The organism is Kocuria sp. ICS0012 (genome assembly GCF_001665945.1).
Taxonomy (GTDB): Bacteria; Actinomycetota; Actinomycetes; order Actinomycetales; family Micrococcaceae; genus Kocuria; species Kocuria marina.
The window spans coordinates 1-16,916 of sequence record NZ_LZMM01000071.1 but is presented as its reverse complement, the minus strand read 5'-3'; the positions used below and the strand labels follow the sequence as shown (position 1 = coordinate 16,916).

The window sequence follows — 16,916 nt, the reverse complement described above, 5'->3', positions numbered from 1 at the left end:
GAGCAGAACAGTGCAGTTGAAACTGACGGACGTCACCAAGAAGTTCGGTGACTTCACCGCCAACAACCGTGTGAACCTCACGGTGGAACCACATCAGATCCACTGTTTGCTCGGTGAGAACGGTGCGGGCAAGTCCACGCTCATGAACGTGCTGTACGGGCTGTACGAGCCCACGTCCGGCACGATCGAGATCGACGGCGCGCCCGTCAGTTTCTCCGGCCCCGGCGATGCCATGGCGGCCGGGATCGGCATGGTGCATCAGCACTTCATGCTGATCCCGGTCTTCACGGTCGCCGAGAACGTGGCCCTGGGTCACGAGAACACGCGCGGGATGTCCCTGGACCTGGAGACCACCCGGGCCCGGATCCGGGAGATCTCCGAACGCTACGGCTTCGCGGTGGACCCGGACGCCGTGGTCGAGGACCTGCCCGTGGGCGTCCAGCAGCGGGTCGAGATCATCAAGGCCCTCGTGCGGGACGCCAAGGTGTTGATCCTGGACGAGCCCACGGCCGTGCTGACCCCCCGGGAGACGGACGAGCTGCTCGAGATCATGCGGCAACTGCGGGACAACGGCACGTCCATCGTGTTCATCTCCCACAAGCTGCGCGAGGTCCGGGCGGTGTCGGACGTGATCACCGTGATCCGGCGCGGGGAAGTGGTCGGCCAGGTGGGTCCGGAAACGTCCACGGACGAGCTTGCGGCCCTGATGGTGGGCCGGGACGTCTCCCTGACCGTGGCCAAGGACACCGCCCACACCACCGGGACCGCGCTCGAGGTGCGCGGGCTCACCGTGGTGGGGGACAACGGCGTCGTGCTGCTGGACAATGTTGACTTCGACGTCGCGCCCGGCGAGATCCTGGCCGTGGCCGGTGTGCAGGGCAACGGACAGACCGAGCTCACCCAGGCCCTCGTGGGACTCGAGGAGCAGGTGAGCGGTTCCGCGCGCCTGGACGGGCAGGAACTCGTGGGGCTGCGCACCCGGGAGATTCTGGCCAGCGGTGTGGGTTTCGTGCCCGAGGACCGTTCCACGGACGGGCTCGTGGGCACCTTCACCGTGGCCGAGAACCTCGTGCTGGACCGCTACCGGGAACGGGAGTTCGCGGCGGGACCGTCCCTGCGCCTCGGTGCGATCAGTGGGCACGCCGGCTCTGAGGTGAACGAGTACGACATCCGCACCGGATCCGTGGACTCTCCGGTGGCCACGCTGTCCGGCGGCAATCAGCAGAAGGTCGTGATCGCCCGCGAGCTCGGGCGGCCCCTCAAACTGTTCGTGGCGTCCCAGCCCACGCGCGGTGTGGACGTGGGATCCATCGAGTTCATCCACAAGCGCATCGTGGCCGAGCGGGACAAGGGCACCGCGGTGCTCATCGTGTCCACCGAACTGGACGAGATCTACGCACTCGCGGACCGCATCGCGGTGTTCTTCCACGGTCGCCTCATGGGTATCGTGGGCCCGGACACCCCGCGCGAGGCCCTTGGGCGCATGATGGCCGGTGAGCCCGCGGACAGCGTGCTGCCGCCCGCGCCGTGGGATCACTCGCACGACGACGGCGGGTCCGCCGCGGCAGCCACCGACCGGTCCCCGGCGGGTGCCCCCGCGGGCGGCTCGACGGCCGCACCCGCGACCGCTCCCGCTCACGCGGGCGACGCCGCTGCCGTCACCCTGGATGGGGACGGCCTCGATCCCGGCGCCCACCCCGCCGACCGAACCACCGACCGACCCGAGGGGAACCGCACGGCATGAGCGCGTCCACCGCACCGGCCACCTCCGATCAGGTCTCGGCCCCGCCACCCACCGAACTCTCCGCTGAGGACCCGCGCCGCACCCTGCTGGGCTCCACCCTGCAGTCGGTGCTCGCGGTCGTCGTGGCGCTGATCCTGGGCGGGCTGCTGATCGCAGTCACGGACGAGCGCGTCCGCCAGGCCGCCGGGTACTTCTTCGCCCGCCCCGGGGACACGCTCTCCGCGATGTGGCGAGCGGCCTCGAGCGCGTACATCGCCATGTTCTACGGCGCGGTGTATAACCCCAACGGCAGCACGCTCGCGGACCGGTTGTACCCGCTGACCGAGACCCTGACCGTGGCGACCCCCCTGATCCTCGCGGGTCTGGGCGTGGCCCTCGCGTTCCGGGCCGGGCTGTTCAACATCGGCGCTCAGGGACAGATCCTGATCGGTGCCACGCTCGCGGCGTGGGTCGGTTTCGCGTGGCAGTTGCCCGTGGGACTGCACCTGCTCGCCGTCGTCGTCGCCGGCGCCGCGGGCGGTGCCGTGTGGGGCGGGATCGTGGGACTGATCAAGGCGCGCACGGGCGCGCATGAGGTCATCCTCACGATCATGCTCAACTACGTGGCCCTGAACCTCGTGGCGTGGTTGCTCACGCTGCCGGGGTTTCAGCGCGAGGGCTCGTCCAACCCCATCAGCCCGCCCGTCGCGGACACCGCGATGTTCCCCAAGCTGCTGGGTGACCACTTTCGGTTGCACTGGGGCTTCGTGGTGGCCGTGCTGGCCACCGTGGCCGTGGCGTGGCTGCTCAACCGTTCCACCGTGGGCTTCGAGCTGCGCGCCGTGGGAGCGAACCCCCGCGCCGCGCGTACCGCGGGCATTTCCGTGACCCGCGGGTTTGTCGTCGTCATGCTCCTCGCCGGCCTGCTGGCCGGGCTCGCGGGTACCGCGCAGATCGCCGGTACGGAACACTCGCTGACCTCGGGCGTGGCCGCGTCCTTCGGCTTCGACGCGATCACCGTGGCCCTGCTCGGCCGCTCGCGTCCGTGGGGGACGTTCTTCGCGGGCATCCTCTACGGGGCCTTCCGCGCCGGTGGCGTGACCATGCAGTCCATGACGGGGACCAACATCGACATCGTGCTGGTCGTGCAGTCCCTGATCGTGCTGTTCGTGGCGCTGCCCCCGCTGTTCAAGTTCGCCACCCGTCGCTCGAAGGAGGCCGCCGCGTGAGTACCGCTATCACTTCGCAGCCCTCCGGTCCTACGTCCGGATCCCCGGAGCCCGCGCCCGAAGCCTCTCTGGCCACCTCCGCCGCGAACCGCGCCGTGGGTGTGCGGACCCTGCGGCCCGCAATCGGCCTGGGTGTCCTGGCGCTCGTGTCCCTGATCGTCTTCGCGCTGAACGCCTCCGGGCAGAGCGTGGACTTCCGGGTCTCGAACGACGGCGATGCCATCCGCCTGCCCGACGTCTCCGTGCCCTCCGCCCCCTACGGTTGGGTTGTTACGATCGTGCTCGCCGCCCTCGCGGTGTACGCGGCCGTGCAGGCGCGCAAGCTGCCGCGCTGGGCGGTGATCGTGGCCGGTTTCTTCTTCGTGACCGGGTTCCTGGTGTGGATCGTGAGCACCGCCCAGACGCCCAGCATCTCCATCACGGCGTTGCTCGCCGGGTCCGTAGCACTCGCCACGCCGCTCGTGTTCGGTTCCCTGGGCGGTCTACTGTGTGAGCGCTCGGGCGTGGTGAACATCGCGATCGAGGCCCAGCTGCTCTTCGGTGCGTTCTCCGCCGCGGTCGCCGGGACCGTGGCCGGCAACCCCTGGGTGGGTCTGCTCGCGGCGATGCTGGGAGCGGTGCTGGTCTCCGCCGTGCTCGCGCTGTTCGCGATCCGCTACCGCGTGAACCAGGTGATCGTGGGCGTGGTGCTCAACGTGCTCGTCTCCGGCCTGACCGGGTTCCTCTTCGCGACCGTGCTCGAGCCCAACGCCGCGTCCTTCAACGCACCGGACCGCTTGCCGCACGTGCGCATCCCGGTCCTCGCCGAAATCCCCGTGGTGGGCCCCGTGCTGTTCGACCAGTCGGTGATCGGCTACATCATGTACCTCGCGGTGATCGTGGTGTGGTTCGCGCTGTACCGGACCCGATGGGGTCTGCGTACTCGCGCGGTGGGGGAGCACCCCAAGGCCGCGGACACCCTGGGCGTCTCGGTGAACGCGCTGCGCGTGCGCAACGTGTTGTTGGGCGGCGCCGTGGCCGGTCTGGGCGGGGCGTTCTACACGCTCGTCTCGGTCTCCGCGTTCACGCGCGATATGACCGCGGGCGCCGGGTACATCGCCCTGGCCGCGCTGATCTTCGGCCGCTGGAACCCCGTGGGTGCGCTGCTCGCGTCCCTGCTGTTCGGGTTCGCATCCAACCTGGAATCCATCCTGTCCTTCCTGGGCACCCCTGTGCCCAGCCAGTTCCTGGCCATGCTGCCGTACGTGGTCACGATCCTCGCGGTGGCGGGTCTCGTGGGCCGTTCCCGCGGCCCGGCCGCCTCGGGCGAGCCGTACACCAAGGAATGACGCGCACCGCGGTACGACGACGGCGCCGCGTGCGCCGCTCGCATGGCCACGCGGCGTCGTCGACCGGTGGTGCAAACGCGAGACCGAGCAGTTCCGGAACCGGACAATCCTGACGTTCGAGCGACGAGGAGAGGCAACGATCATGAGTGGCACCCGCAACCCGGTGGACGAGGCCACGTGGCGCGAGCTGCAGCGTGCCGCCACGGACGCCCTGGCCCACTCCTACTCGCCGTACTCCCGATACCCGGTGGGGGCGGCCGCACTCGTGGACGACGGCCGCGTGGTCACGGGCGCGAACATCGAGAACGCGTCCTACGGGGTGACCCTGTGCGCCGAGTGCTCCATGGTGAGCGCGCTGTTCATGTCCGGCGGGGGCAAGCTCGTGGCGTTCGTGTGCGTGGACGGCCACGGGGAGGTGCTCATGCCGTGCGGGCGCTGCCGGCAGCTGCTCTACGAACACCGGGCCCCGGGGATGGAACTGCTCACGGTCAGTGGGGTGCGCAGCATGGACCAGGTGCTCCCGGACGCGTTCGGGCCGGAGAACCTGTAACCGGGGCGGAGCGACGTCGAGCCCGTCACGGACCGGCGCACGGGCCCGGTTCCCGGTATCCGTGGAGCCCACGCCACCTATACTTTGCAGGAAACCAAGCCCGGCTCTGGAAGGGAAACGAACACGTGGGTCTGAGAGATCTGTTCCGCAGCAAGAAGAACGACACCCCGACACCCCAGCCGGCTCCCGGCGCTCGCCCCGTCGACCCCGCGGCCGCTCCCCAGAGCGCGCAGGGCGCTCCCGAGGCACCGCAGCAGGCGCTGGAGAACGCGCCGCGTCGTCATGATCCGGACGCAGTCGCCCTGCCGGAGTCCGGTGCGCTGCGCAACCTCGTGGAGCTGTTGCTGTCCCGCGGCGCGGACCGTGCGCGGCTGACCCTCGTGCAATCGGGCAACATCATGACGCACCAGACCCGCCAGGCCGTCGGGGACGCCCAGGACGAGGTCGAGAACGGCACCGTGGACCAGGGCTCGCCGCTGTTCGACGACGTCGCGGATCTCTACACCCAGGCCATGAACACCCCCGTGGGGCCGTGGCGTCAGCTGGACCTGATCGCCGCCACCCCGCACGACGGGCAGCGCGAGATCACCGTGACCTACGACTTCCCCAACGGAGAGTCCCGCACGGAGCAGTACGTGCACGGCGCCCCGGCGGAGGCGTCGCAGCATGCCCCGGTGGCCGGGGCGCCCGTCGTCGACGGCGCGCTCGCCGAGGACTCCCGGCCCGCCGCCGGGACAGTCCCGGCCGACACCACCCAGGGCGACGACGACGCCGTGCGGGTGGTGCCCGAGCACGGGCCGAGCGAACCCGTCGAGGACGGCGAGGTGCTCACGGCCGGTGACGCGGCCCCGGTCGTGCAGGACGAGTCCCTCGAGACGCCCGCGGTGGCCGATCGGGATGCCGCCGAGCTCACGGCGCAGCAGGAAGAGGCCGAGCAGCCCCAGCGGTCGGAGCCGCTCGACGAGCGGGGACAGTTCGAGCAGCGGGAGTCGGCCCTCCACGCCGAGCCCGTCGCGCAGAGCACCGAGGATCGTCCCGAGGTGATCGACGCGACCGAGGAACGGGCCACCGAGAACGATGAGTCCAGCCCCGAGGACCTCCCGGCCCACGTGGACGAGTCCGAGTTCGGCACGGAGCCCGCCGAGAACCTCGTGTCCGCCGCCTCTGTGCAGGATGCTGAGGACGACCCCGCGAGCGCACCGCAGGTCGCGCTCGCCACGGACGTGGCGCCGTCGTACCGCGGGGCCGAGCCGGAGCAGGGACTCGACCCGGACGCGTTGGCCCCGGGCAACCTCGCGCTGACCACGGGTGACGTGGTCTCCCGCTTGGCGGACGCGCAGCGGCACCTGTTCGACTCCGAGGGCACCGCGCGGGACGTCTCCACCGTGTTGATCCGCGTGCGCGCTCTGGGCACGTACTACGACGCGCTGACCCACGTGCGCCTCAACGGGTTCTGGGATCAGCGTCCGACCTTCGAGCTGGTCCCGGAGGAACTGCTCAAGGTCCAGGAGCTCAAGGACGACTCCTACGTGGAAGGCTCCGGCGCACCGCTGGCCATGATGTTCCGCTTCCGCCCGGGCGTCCCGCCCGAGGTCACGTTCGACTACTCGGACGAGGAGGCCTTCGTGCGCTATGAGCAGCGCCTGCCGGGGCAGAACTACCTCGAGGAACTGCGCATGTACCCGCGCACCGGCTCCAACATCCCCGAGCACGTCAACGACGCCCTGCAGGACTGGAACTACTGATCCATGACGTCCCGCACCATTCCCGAGGCCCCCGCCCGCACCACGGACGGGGGCTTCGGGCCACACCGCCGGATCTGTCTGCACGATCACCTGGACGGCGCGCTGCGTCCGGCCACGATCATCGACCTCGCCGCCGGGATCGGTCATGAGCTGCCCGCCACGGACCCCGCCGCACTCGGTCGCTGGTTCCGGGAGAGCGCCAACTCGGGCAGCCTGGAGCGCTACCTGGAGACCTTCGCGCACACCGTGGCCGTGACCCAGACCGCGGACGCGCTGCGCCGGGTGGCCCGCGAGTACGTCGCGGACTGCGCGGCGGACGGGATCGTGCACGCGGAAGTGCGCTGGGCCCCGGAACAGCACGTGGCCGGTGGCCTCACGCTCGACGCCGCCGTGGATGCCGTGCAGGCCGGTCTCGCCGAGGGCGTGGCCGAGGTCAAGGCCGCGGGCGGTCACCTCTCAGTCGTGCAGATCCTGTGCGCCATGCGCCACCTGGACCGCTCTCTTGAGATCGCCGAGCTCGTGGTGCGCCGCGTGCGTGCTGCGGCGTCCGATCATGCGGTCTCCGACCACGCGGCGTCTGACACCACGACGTCGCACGGGGGCGTCCCCGGCGAACCTGCACCCGGGTCCGTGGTCGCGTTCGACCTAGCGGGACCCGAGCGTGGTTTCCCGGCGTCGGATCACCGCGCGGCCCTGGACCTGCTCGCGGAGAACTTCATCCCCGTGACGCTGCATGCGGGTGAAGCGGACGGTGCGGAGTCCATGGCGGATGCGCTCACCGCCGGACGCGCCCTGCGCCTGGGTCACGGCGTGCGGTTGCTCAACGAGGACCCCGATGCGCGGTCGCCGCTGTCCCGGTGGATCCGCGACCGCAGGATCGCGCTGGAGGTCTGCCCGTGCTCCAACCTGCAGACCGGTGCGAGCGCGGTGTGGGGGGACGACATCGCCCATCACCCGGCCACCCGGTTTCTGCGGCACGGCTTCGCGGTCACGATCTCCCCGGATAACCGGCTCATGAGCGACACCTCCGTGGGCAACGAGCTCGAGCTGTTGCGTGAGCAGGCGGGGTGGGACGAGGCCGATCTGGTCGCGGTGCAGCGCAACGCGGCCCGCGCGGCGTTCGTGCCGCGGGCCTATCAGGAATGGCTCGAACGCCACGTGACGGGTGAGGACGCATGACGGCGCCCGAGGAACCGACACGAGAGGCGCCCGCGGGGTCTGTGACCCCGCACGATGAGTCGGCGCAGAAAGCCAGGACGGGGAACATGACCGCCCATGACCCGGCGGTGCCGGACGGAGGCTCCGCACCGGGCGCGGAGTTCGAGCGGCTGCTCGCCGTCATGGACCGCTTGCGTTCGCCGGGCGGGTGCCCGTGGGATGCCGCCCAGACCCACGAGTCGCTGCTGCGCTACCTCGTGGAGGAGAGTTACGAGGTCGTGGAGGCGGTCGAGGCGCTCGAGCCGTCCGAGCGGCGTCGTACCGAGCTCGTGGAGGAACTCGGGGACGTGCTGCTGCAGGTCGTCTTCCACTCGCGCATCGGCCAGGAACACCCCGACGGGCAGCGCTTCGACATCTCGGACGTGCTGGCCGCGGTCACGGACAAGCTCGTGCGGCGCCACCCCGCGGTGTTCCCACCGGGCGACGACGCCGCGGCGCGCCAGGCCGCGGGGACGACCGCTGCGACTGCGGGCGCCGTGAAGGCGACCGCTGCGGACAGCACCGTTGTCGAGGGCACCACCCTGGACAGTGCCAGCCCAGGCGGCACTGGCTCGGATGTGACGGGCGCGGGCAGCGTCGTCGTCGGCAACGGGACACCGAGCGATGCGGAACTCGCCGCGCGCTGGGACGCAGTGAAACGCCGCGAGAAACCCCAGCGCACGCGGATCTTCGACGGCATCCCGCCGGCGCTGCCCGCGCTCGCGTACGCCGAGAAGGCCCTGTCCAAGGCGCGCCGGCACGGCGTGGCCGGGCTCCCGGAACCGCGCCCCGAGTCGGACGAGCAGGACCGGCAGGCGGAGGAGGACGCGCTGGGGGAGGAGTTGTTCCGCCGCGTGCAGGACAGCTCCGCGCGCGGCCTCGACGCCGAGCGCGCATTGCGGACGGCGGTGCGACGGTTCGTGCGTGACCACGACGCACCTTTATCGCCCGCACCCAGCGACGCTCGGTAGGCTAAAGACCGGGGGACCGCCCCACGGGTCGACGACCGACAAGGAGATTTTCATGGCAATGATCATTGCGCTGCAAGCCCGCCAGATTCTGGACTCCCGTGGCAACCCCACGGTCGAGGTTGAGGCACTGCTCGAGGACGGCAGCTTCGGGCGCGCGGCCGTGCCCTCCGGCGCGTCCACCGGTGAGTTCGAGGCCGTGGAGCGCCGCGACGGCGACAAGAAGGTCTTCCTGGGCAAGGGCGTGCTGGACGCCGTCCACGCCGTGGACGAGGAGATCGAGCAGGCCGTGGTGGGCCTGGACGCCTCCGACCAGCGCGCCGTGGATCAGGCCATGTTGGAACTGGACGGTACCGACAACAAGGCCAAGCTGGGCGCCAACGCGATCCTGGGCGCCTCCATGGCGATCGCCCGTGCGGCTGCGAGCTCCGCAGACCTGGAACTGTACAAGTACCTGGGCGGGCCCAACGCGCACGTGCTGCCGGTGCCCATGATGAACATCCTCAACGGCGGTTCCCACGCGGACTCCAACGTGGACATCCAGGAGTTCATGATCGCCCCGATCGGTGCTCCCACGTTCTCCGAGGCCCTGCGCTGGGGTGTGGAGGTCTACCACAGCCTCAAGTCCGTGCTCAAGGACCGCGGGCTGGCCACCGGTCTGGGTGACGAGGGCGGCTTCGCCCCGAACCTGGAGTCCAACGCCGCCGCGCTGGACCTGATCCTCGAGGCCATCGAGAAGGCCGGGTACAAGCCCGGTCAGGAGATCGCGCTGGCCCTGGACGTGGCGTCCTCCGAGTTCCACGAGAAGGGTTCCTACACCTTCGAGGGCCAGAAGCGTTCGGCCGAAGACATGTCCCGGTACTACGCCGAGCTGGTCGAGAAGTACCCGCTCGTGTCCATCGAGGACCCCCTGGACGAGAACGACTGGGAGGGCTGGGCAGCGCTCACCGAGCACATCGGGGACAAGGTCCAGCTCGTGGGTGACGACCTCTTCGTGACCAACCCGGAGCGCCTGGGTCGCGGCATCGACGAGCACGTGGCCAACGCCCTGCTCGTGAAGGTCAACCAGATCGGCTCCCTCACCGAGACCTTCGACGCGATCGAGCTCGCCCAGCGCAACGGCTACCGCTGCATGATCTCCCACCGTTCCGGCGAGACCGAGGACACCACGATCGCGGACATCTCCGTGGCCGTGAACGCGGGTCAGATCAAGACCGGTGCCCCGGCGCGTTCCGAGCGCGTGGCGAAGTACAACCAGCTGCTGCGCATCGAGGAGGAGCTCGGCGATTCCGCGACGTACGCCGGCGCCTCCGCGTTCCCCCGCTTCACCGGCAAGTGAGCTGTGCGGCGGCCCCCGTGCCGCCGTGGGTTCCCTGACGACGACGCCGCTCGCCCCCGTTCCCGGGGCCGGGCGGCGTCGTGCTGCGGGTAGACTGACCGAGCACGAACCACCCACGTCACCCGGGAGGCACCCATGGTCGGACCCCGCCCGCGGATCCCCCGTATGGGCCCCGAGCCCGCTGACGACACCCCGCGCGAACCGCGCGGCGGGCGCTCGCGGGACGCTCGGCGCAACCCTCCGCGGGACACGCAACGGTCCGCGAAACGGGACTCGCTGAGGGACACCCCCTCCCAGGACAGCGCTGGCGGCTCGTCGACGCTCGCGGCCCCCACACCCGCCCACTCGTTCAACGGGCGCCTCGTGGCCCTGATCGTGGTGGCCACGCTCATCGTGTTCCTGGCCGCGCCCACCACCAAGATCTTCTTCGACCAGCGCGCGCAGATCTCCGCGCTGCAGCAGAGCATCGCCCACGAACAAGAGCGACAACAGCAGCTCAAGCACGAGGAACAACTGTGGGGGGACGACTCCTACGTGGAGCAACAAGCGCGTGAGCGGATGTCCTACGTGATGCCGGGGGAGAACGCCTACCTGGTGCTCGGCGCGCAACCGGGCGTGCGCCAGAGCGTCGAATCCTCCGCCGAGCAGGTCGAGGCTAGCAAGCCGGCGTGGGCGGACGGGCTGTGGCAGTCCGTGGTGGACTCCGCGTACCCGCCCGAACAGATCACCCTTGAACCGCAGACCCGAGGAAGTGGCAATCAGTGACCGCAGCGGCCCATGAACACCGCCCGTCCGTGACCGATCAGGACCGCACCGTGGTGGGACACCAGCTGGGTCGGCCCCCGCGGGACGTCGTGGAGATCGCGGCGCGCTGCGTGTGCGGGAACCCGCTGGTCGTGGCCACGGCCCCCCGGTTGAGCAACGGTTCCCCGTTCCCCACGGTCTTCTACCTCACGCACCCCGTGATCACGTCCGCGGTGTCCCGGCTCGAGGCCGAGGGCACCATGTACGGCATGTCCGACCGGATCACCGAGGACCCGGAACTCGCCGAGCGGTACCGGGCCGCGCACGAGCACTACCTGGAGCAGCGGCGCCGGATCGGGGAGGAAGCGGGGATCGGCGAGGTTCCCGAGATCGAGGGGATCTCCGCGGGCGGCATGCCCACGCGTGTGAAGTGCCTGCACGTGCTCGTGGGGCACAGCCTCGCGGCCGGTCCGGGGGTGAACCCCCTGGGGGACGAGACCCTCGAGCTGATCTCCGACACCTGGTCCCGGGACCGCTGCGCATGCGATCCCGCGTGGCACAGCGCGGACTGACCCTCGTACGGCGTTCGCCCCGGTGGGGTGACGTTCCCGAGGGGCGGTCCGATCATGACTGCTCCGATCACTCATGCGCGATCATGCGCGATCATGCGTGTGCCGTGACCAGCGCGGGCATGGGCGGCGGCGCGTTCGCTGGTCAGAGTCCCGGGTCGGGGTCCACGGCGTGACGGGTGCGGTGCTGCAATTCCCGCCACTGTTCGGTCGGCCCCAGTGACAGGGACAGGGTGTGCAGTTCCACGTGCGTGGGTGAGTGATCGGGCTCGTGGGCGGGTTCCCCGTCCTCGGTGATCATCCGCTGGACCGCGGAGCCCGGCATGAGGATCAGGGCCACCTGTCGCGCGGCTCCCGGCGGGAGTTCCAGGGGTGCGATGACCACCTGGGGATCGGCGTCCACCGTGGGTTTCAGGGCGCGCAGCGCCACGTCCACACCGCCGCGCGCGGGGTCCAGCGCTCGCCCACGAGCCACGGCGCCACGATGCCCGCCGCGGCCACGAGCAACCACGAGACCAATTCGCCGTCGGGCCTGCGGCGCGGATCGCGCTCCGCCGTCCATACCAGCGATGTGAACCGCATGAGCAGCAGGGTGGAACCGGTGGCCACGAGCGGCAGGATCGAGTCCAGGCCCCCTCCCAGTACGGAGATGGGTGATACGGCTTGTTTGGACACGTACGTGTCGAACGCGTCCGGGGCCAGCGACGGCGGCCAGGTACGTGCCGATGTTGCCCACGAAGGACAAGAGCATGAAGGCGGTGAGCGCACCCTGGTGCCGTTCGGTGTGGCGCAGTTTGAGCTACGTCAGGGCCAGCAGGGACCCGCCGTACAGCAGCGCGGCGATCAACAACAGGGGCCGGGCCACGGCGTCCACCGAGAAGCGGGCGCCGAACAACAACCACGGGACGTCCACGGACTCGCGGTCACCGAACACCGCCAGCAGCCCGGCCGGCACCGCGGCCAGTGCGGCACATAGGGCGGCGCCGCGGCGCACGGGGGCCGCGCGCTGTGCCGGGAGCACTCCCGCGAGCACCACGACGGCGAGCACCGCGATCGGGACCAGGAACGTGAGGGCGAAGAGAATCGGCCGAGCACCCCCTCTGCGACCTGGCGAGCGATCTGCAGCGGAGCGAACTCGAGCGATGCCGCGAGACCCACGAACACGGACGCGGCCGCGGTGATCGCGGTGGGCACCAGCAGGCTGGCCGGTTCCCGCATCACGGCGGTCGCACCGGGCTGCGCGGCCGTGCTGCCGCCGGACGTCGCGGTGCTGCTGTCCGACGCCACCGGGGTGCCGTCCTCGGACGGTGTCGCCGAACTGTCCTCGGGCCCCGCGGTGCTGGTTTCGGACCCCGCCACCGAGCCGTCCCTGGCCGTCGCCGGGGAAGCGTCCTGGTCAGCGGGGTCGCGGAACCACATGCGGTAGACCGCCGGCAGGAAATACATGGCGTTGAGCAGAGACGAGGCGATCAGCACGCCCACGACCCAGGGGTGTTCCGACTCCAGGGCGCCCAGGCCCAGCATCCACTTGGACACGAAACCGGCGGTCACGGGCAGACCGATCATGCCGAAAGCGCCCACGGTGAAGGCCGCGAAGGTCCACGGCATGTGCCGACCCAGACCGTGCATCTGCGAGAGCTTGGTGATGCCCAGGGCCTCGGCGAACAGTCCCGCGCAGAAGAACAGGGCGATCTTCATGAGTCCCTGGTGCACCAGGTGCACCACACCGCGCGTGGTCCCCGCGAGCGTGACCAGGGAGATCCCGACCACCACGTAGCTGACGTGCCAGACCGTGGAGTACGCGAGCCGCTTCTTGAGGTCCTCCTGGCGCAGGGCCTGGTAGGGGCCGTACAGGATGGTTAAGCACGCGACGATCAGCAACGGGGTGAGCACGCCCAGTTCCGAGGCCACGTGAATCCCGTACACGTCGTCCACCACGCGCACGATCCCGGCGGTCAGCGCGATCTCCACGGTGAGCATGGCCGCGAAGGACCATTCCGGGGACCACCGCAGCCGCGCGTTACCGAGCGAGACGGCCAGCGCCCCGGTCAGGATGAAACCGATCACGCCCACGATCAGCAGGGGCCGTAGCCACCGGCCGGTCAGCCGGTCCAGGGGCACCCCGGCGCTGCGCAGCAGGATGAGCGCGCCCGCCAGCACAGCCCCGGACTGGAACGCACCGCCGGAGTCCGAGCTGCCCAGCCGCAGCCACACGAGGATCACGAGCACCCCCAGACCCAGGAAGGACATGGCCTGCACGCTGCGCGCGCGGGGGAGCACGGTGGCCGCGGTGGTCGCGAGTACGGCGACGCCGAGGGCCACGTCGAGGGCGATGAGTTCGGTCACGGGGCGGGCCGCCTCGGGTCCGCGGTGCCCGGCGCGCTGGGCTCATCTGCCGTGCGAGCGGAACCCCATTTCGCCCACCGCGGGGGAGGCGCCGGGGCCGTCAAGGGTGCGAGCGACGTCGTGCTCCGTGGCCCCAGTGCGGTCAGGGCGTGCGCCGAGACGGACGCCGAGCCGAGGGTGAGCACCCACGCGATCGCGAGCAACGCCGCGCTGGACCAGCTCCCCAGGTACACGGCGGCGCCGACCATGATGAGTCCCGGGCCCAGGTTGTCCGCCTTGGTGAGCGCGTGCAGTTGACTGCGTATGTCCGGGAACCGGATGAGCGCTGCCGTGCCCGCGGTGAAGAACAACACTCCGCACACGATCAGGACGGCGCTGAGGCCGGTGATCATGCGCCGTCACCGCCTCCAAGCGGCGCGGGGCTCGTCCTCGCGCCCCGAGCGGCACCGGGGGTGCGCGCCGCGGTCAGTCGGACGACGGCCGTGAGCGAGGCCAGCCCGATCAGCACCACGGCCACGTCCGGGAATCGCGACGACGCCGCGGGCCCAGCAGCACGGTCAGCAGCACCACGAGCGCGGCGCCGGTGGTACCGCGCAGCAGCAGCGACAACAGCCAGCGGTCGGTGACGGGGCGGCGGGCCGTGACCACGAACGCGACCACGACATCAACCAGGAGCACCACGAAGACCGCGGTGAGCAGGATCTCGAACACATCGGCTCCTCGGATCGCGGGTCACCGGCTGCGCAGGTGATTTACGGGGGAGGGGGCGGAAGTGCCCCGCGACGCGGGTAAATTGGTGCCGGGCCGGTCAACCGGCACGCTCCCACCGAACCGAGGATCCATCACCCATGCGCGTTGCGGCCATCGACTGCGGTACGAACTCCATCCGTCTGCTCATCGCGGACGTGAAGGACAAGGACGGTCACCTCGAGCTCAAGGACAGGGTGCGCGAGATGCGCATCGTGCGCCTGGGCCAGGGTGTGGACGCCACCGGCTGGCTCGCCGAGGCCGCCCTCGCGCGGACCTTCGCCGCCGCCGAGGAGTACGCCCGGCTCATCACCAAGCACAAGGTGGACGCCGTCCGGTTCGTGGCCACGTCCGCCACGCGCGACGCCGGCAACCGGCAGGTCTTCGTGGACGGGATCAGGTCCCGCCTGGGGGTGACCCCGGAGGTCGTGAGCGGTGACGAGGAAGCGGCGTTGTCCTTCCGCGGCGCCCTCAACGCGGCCGCGGGACTGACCCCGGAGGACCGCGTGCTCGTGGTGGACCTGGGCGGCGGTTCCACAGAGTGCGTCCTGGGGTCTCCGGATCACGTGATCGCCGCCCGCAGCGTGGACGTGGGGTGCGTGCGCATGACCGAACGCCACCTGGGGTCCAACCCGCCCACCGAGGAACAGCAACGCCTCGTGCTGCGGGACGTGGACGAGGCCATGGACACCGTGGCACGCACCGTACCGCTCGAACTGACCACCCGGCTCGTGGGTGTCGCCGGGACGGTCACCACGGTCAGTGCCATGGCCATGGGCCTGAGCCGCTACGACGAGGACCGGATCAACGGCAGCGTCCTGGACAGCGACGTCGTTATCCGCGCGTGCCGGGAGCTCACCGGGATGACGCGGGAGGAACGCGCCGAGCTGGGGTTCATGCACGAGGGTCGCGTGGACGTCATCGGGGCGGGTGCGCTCGTGTGGCGCCGGATCATCGAACGTGTCTCGGACGCGACCAACGGGCGCGTCAGCACCGTGACCGCGAGCGAACACGATATTTTGGACGGAATCGCCCTGTCCCTCGCGGCCTGAGATCACGGGCCGGTCGCCGTTGCACCCCGGCACACCACCCGCGGGCGCGCGGGGGAGCGGACGCCCGCGCCGGCACCCGGTGTGGACGGGCCCGGAGCGGAAGCGAGCCGGAGCGGACGGGTCAGCGGGCGACGTCGTCGTGACGCCGGGCGGGGGGCCGGAACGTCGGCCGCCGGGAGCGGTCGGGAACGCGCGTGCAGCGCGGGAAAGCAAGAGGGGTCATGGGACGGCTGAGAACACGCGGAGCGCTGTCACTCGCCGCGGTGGGCCTGCTGGTCGGCGGAGCAGGTGCCGCCCCGGCGCTCGCCGTGGAACCCATGCCCGCGCCGTCGGTACCCGTAGAGACCCCCATCGCACCGCCCCCGGGCGACAAGGTGCCCGTGGAGACGGTGGACGTGCGCCAGGAGGAGTACTGGCTGGACGACTACGGCGTGCGGGACGCGTGGAAGTCCGCGACCGGCAAGGGCGTGAAGATCGCCGTGATCGACACCGGCGTGGACGGCTCCCACCAGGATCTCAAGGACGCAGTTGGTGAGGGCACGGACGTCTCGGGCGTGGGCAAGGCCAACGGCCAGGATGGTCTGGGCGCGGAACCCGAACACGGGACGCTGGTGGCCTCACTCGCGGCGGGACGCGGTCACGGACCCGCGAACCAGGACGGTCCGGGCGGGACCCGGGGCATCATCGGCGTGGCCCCGGAGGCCGAGATCCTGCCCGTGTCCCTGTGGGTCGGCAGCGAGCACCCCGGCGCCCGCGACATCGACGAACAGATCCCGGACGCCGTGCGGTGGGCCGTGGACCACGGCGCGGACGTGATCAACATGTCCCTGGGCTCGAACGCCACGGGGTGGCCCCCCGCGTGGGACTCGGCGTTCGCGTACGCGGAGGAGAAGGGTGTGCTCGTGGTCGCGGCGGCGGGCAACCGGGGCTCGGGGCTGAACCAGGTGGGGGCGCCCGCCACGATTCCGGGGGTGCTGTCCGTGGGCGGCGTGGACCGGTCGCGCACGGCGAGTTGGGACTCGTCCTCCCAGGGCATCTCGATCGCGGTGGCCGGGCCCAGCGAGGAGATGGTGGGTGCGATCCCAGGGGACGGCTACGCCCGGTGGTCCGGGACCTCCGCCACTGTGCCCCTCGTGGCCGGGACAGCGGCGCTGATCAAGCAGAAGCACCCCGACCTCACGGCCGCTGGGATCGCCCAGCGGATCGTGGACACCGCGCACGACGCGGGAGCGCAGGGCAAGGACCCGCTCTACGGGTATGGGATCCTGGATGTGCGCGCGGCCGTAGAGGACGACGTCCGGATCTCCGACACCAATCCCCTGGGCAGCGTGCGGCAATGGATTGCGCAGAACCGCCCGCCCTCGCAGACACCCACCCCG

At 70.7% G+C, this 16,916-nt stretch carries 17 protein-coding genes; 12 read left to right on the top strand and 5 right to left on the bottom strand.

The features are described from left to right. Positions 1–10 precede the first annotated feature (10 nt). From A5728_RS11310 to A5728_RS11265, 10 genes are all read left to right on the top strand, one after another. Positions 11–1,744, top strand: coding sequence for an ABC transporter ATP-binding protein (locus A5728_RS11310; RefSeq protein WP_064847177.1), 1,734 nt, complete (start codon positions 11–13; stop codon positions 1,742–1,744). Further along, on the top strand, positions 1,741–2,952 hold the full coding sequence (locus A5728_RS11305; RefSeq protein ID WP_064847176.1) for an ABC transporter permease: 1,212 nt from the start codon (positions 1,741–1,743) through the stop codon (positions 2,950–2,952). Before A5728_RS11310 ends, A5728_RS11305 begins: the two co-directional genes overlap by 4 nt. Then, positions 2,949–4,280, top strand: coding sequence for an ABC transporter permease (locus A5728_RS11300; RefSeq protein WP_064847175.1), 1,332 nt, complete (start codon positions 2,949–2,951; stop codon positions 4,278–4,280). The genes A5728_RS11305 and A5728_RS11300 overlap by 4 nt, the downstream gene beginning before the upstream one ends. Before the next feature lie 142 nt (positions 4,281–4,422). Then, a complete protein-coding gene (locus tag A5728_RS11295) occupies positions 4,423–4,830 on the top strand; it encodes a cytidine deaminase (protein ID WP_064847174.1) in 408 nt (135 codons plus the stop codon). Between the two features lie 125 nt (positions 4,831–4,955). Then, complete coding sequence (locus tag A5728_RS11290) at positions 4,956–6,575, top strand: hypothetical protein (protein ID WP_064847173.1); 1,620 nt, start codon at positions 4,956–4,958, stop codon at positions 6,573–6,575. Positions 6,576–6,578: 3 nt separating this feature from the next. Then, positions 6,579–7,754, top strand: coding sequence for an adenosine deaminase (locus A5728_RS11285; RefSeq protein WP_082943436.1), 1,176 nt, complete (start codon positions 6,579–6,581; stop codon positions 7,752–7,754). Positions 7,755–7,840: 86 nt separating this feature from the next. Beyond that, entirely contained in the window at positions 7,841–8,743 is a 903-nt protein-coding gene (locus A5728_RS13785) for a MazG nucleotide pyrophosphohydrolase domain-containing protein (protein WP_082943435.1), read from the top strand. Positions 8,744–8,795: 52 nt separating this feature from the next. Continuing rightward, positions 8,796–10,079, top strand: a complete 1,284-nt coding sequence (eno, locus tag A5728_RS11275) for a phosphopyruvate hydratase (protein ID WP_064847172.1) — start codon at positions 8,796–8,798, stop codon at positions 10,077–10,079. A 135-nt stretch (positions 10,080–10,214) separates the two neighbouring features. Further along, positions 10,215–10,844 (top strand): septum formation initiator family protein, encoded by a 630-nt coding sequence (locus A5728_RS11270; protein WP_064847171.1) that lies wholly within the window; start codon positions 10,215–10,217, stop codon positions 10,842–10,844. Further along, positions 10,841–11,395, top strand: a complete 555-nt coding sequence (locus A5728_RS11265; protein ID WP_064847170.1) for a DUF501 domain-containing protein — start codon at positions 10,841–10,843, stop codon at positions 11,393–11,395. The genes A5728_RS11270 and A5728_RS11265 overlap by 4 nt, the downstream gene beginning before the upstream one ends. Positions 11,396–11,537: 142 nt before the next feature. Here A5728_RS11265 and A5728_RS11260 read toward each other — a convergent pair whose 3' ends face one another. The 5 genes from A5728_RS11260 to A5728_RS11240 all read right to left on the bottom strand — a co-directional run bounded on the left by A5728_RS11260 (position 11,538) and on the right by A5728_RS11240 (position 14,449). Next, a complete protein-coding gene (locus A5728_RS11260; protein WP_143470087.1) occupies positions 11,538–11,867 on the bottom strand; it encodes a hypothetical protein in 330 nt (109 codons plus the stop codon). Further along, on the bottom strand, positions 11,804–12,067 hold the full coding sequence (locus A5728_RS11255) for a hypothetical protein (protein ID WP_064847168.1): 264 nt from the start codon (positions 12,065–12,067) through the stop codon (positions 11,804–11,806). Before A5728_RS11255 ends, A5728_RS11260 begins: the two co-directional genes overlap by 64 nt. A 168-nt stretch (positions 12,068–12,235) precedes the next feature. After that, entirely contained in the window at positions 12,236–13,738 is a 1,503-nt protein-coding gene (locus A5728_RS11250; RefSeq protein WP_064847167.1) for a proton-conducting transporter membrane subunit, read from the bottom strand. After that, positions 13,735–14,130 carry a monovalent cation/H(+) antiporter subunit G gene (locus A5728_RS11245; protein ID WP_064847166.1) on the bottom strand — a complete coding sequence of 132 codons (396 nt, stop codon included), beginning with the start codon at positions 14,128–14,130 and terminating at the stop codon, positions 13,735–13,737. The genes A5728_RS11250 and A5728_RS11245 overlap by 4 nt, the downstream gene beginning before the upstream one ends. A gap of 109 nt (positions 14,131–14,239) precedes the next feature. After that, the gene (locus A5728_RS11240; protein WP_064847165.1) at positions 14,240–14,449 is read right to left on the bottom strand and encodes a hypothetical protein; all 210 of its coding nucleotides are present in this window, start codon (positions 14,447–14,449) and stop codon (positions 14,240–14,242) included. A gap of 137 nt (positions 14,450–14,586) precedes the next feature. Here A5728_RS11240 and A5728_RS11235 point away from each other — a divergent pair, with 137 nt between their 5' ends. Together A5728_RS11235 and A5728_RS11230 are read left to right on the top strand one after the other, a co-directional pair. After that, on the top strand, positions 14,587–15,537 hold the full coding sequence (locus tag A5728_RS11235; RefSeq protein WP_064847164.1) for a Ppx/GppA phosphatase family protein: 951 nt from the start codon (positions 14,587–14,589) through the stop codon (positions 15,535–15,537). Between the two features lie 221 nt (positions 15,538–15,758). After that, positions 15,759–16,916 (top strand): S8 family serine peptidase (locus tag A5728_RS11230; RefSeq protein WP_064847227.1); only part of this gene is annotated, 1,158 nt, incomplete at its 3' end.

Coding starts and splice junctions, on each gene's coding strand:
- A5728_RS11305 (WP_064847176.1), top strand. CDS start 1,741: ATGAGCGCGTCCACCGCACCGGCCACCTCCGATCAGGTCTCGGCCCCG.
- A5728_RS11295 (WP_064847174.1), top strand. CDS start 4,423: ATGAGTGGCACCCGCAACCCGGTGGACGAGGCCACGTGGCGCGAGCTG.
- A5728_RS11285 (WP_082943436.1), top strand. CDS start 6,579: ATGACGTCCCGCACCATTCCCGAGGCCCCCGCCCGCACCACGGACGGG.
- A5728_RS13785 (WP_082943435.1), top strand. CDS start 7,841: ATGACCGCCCATGACCCGGCGGTGCCGGACGGAGGCTCCGCACCGGGC.
- eno (WP_064847172.1), top strand. CDS start 8,796: ATGGCAATGATCATTGCGCTGCAAGCCCGCCAGATTCTGGACTCCCGT.
- A5728_RS11270 (WP_064847171.1), top strand. CDS start 10,215: ATGGTCGGACCCCGCCCGCGGATCCCCCGTATGGGCCCCGAGCCCGCT.
- A5728_RS11245 (WP_064847166.1), bottom strand. CDS start 14,130: ATGATCACCGGCCTCAGCGCCGTCCTGATCGTGTGCGGAGTGTTGTTC.
- A5728_RS11235 (WP_064847164.1), top strand. CDS start 14,587: ATGCGCGTTGCGGCCATCGACTGCGGTACGAACTCCATCCGTCTGCTC.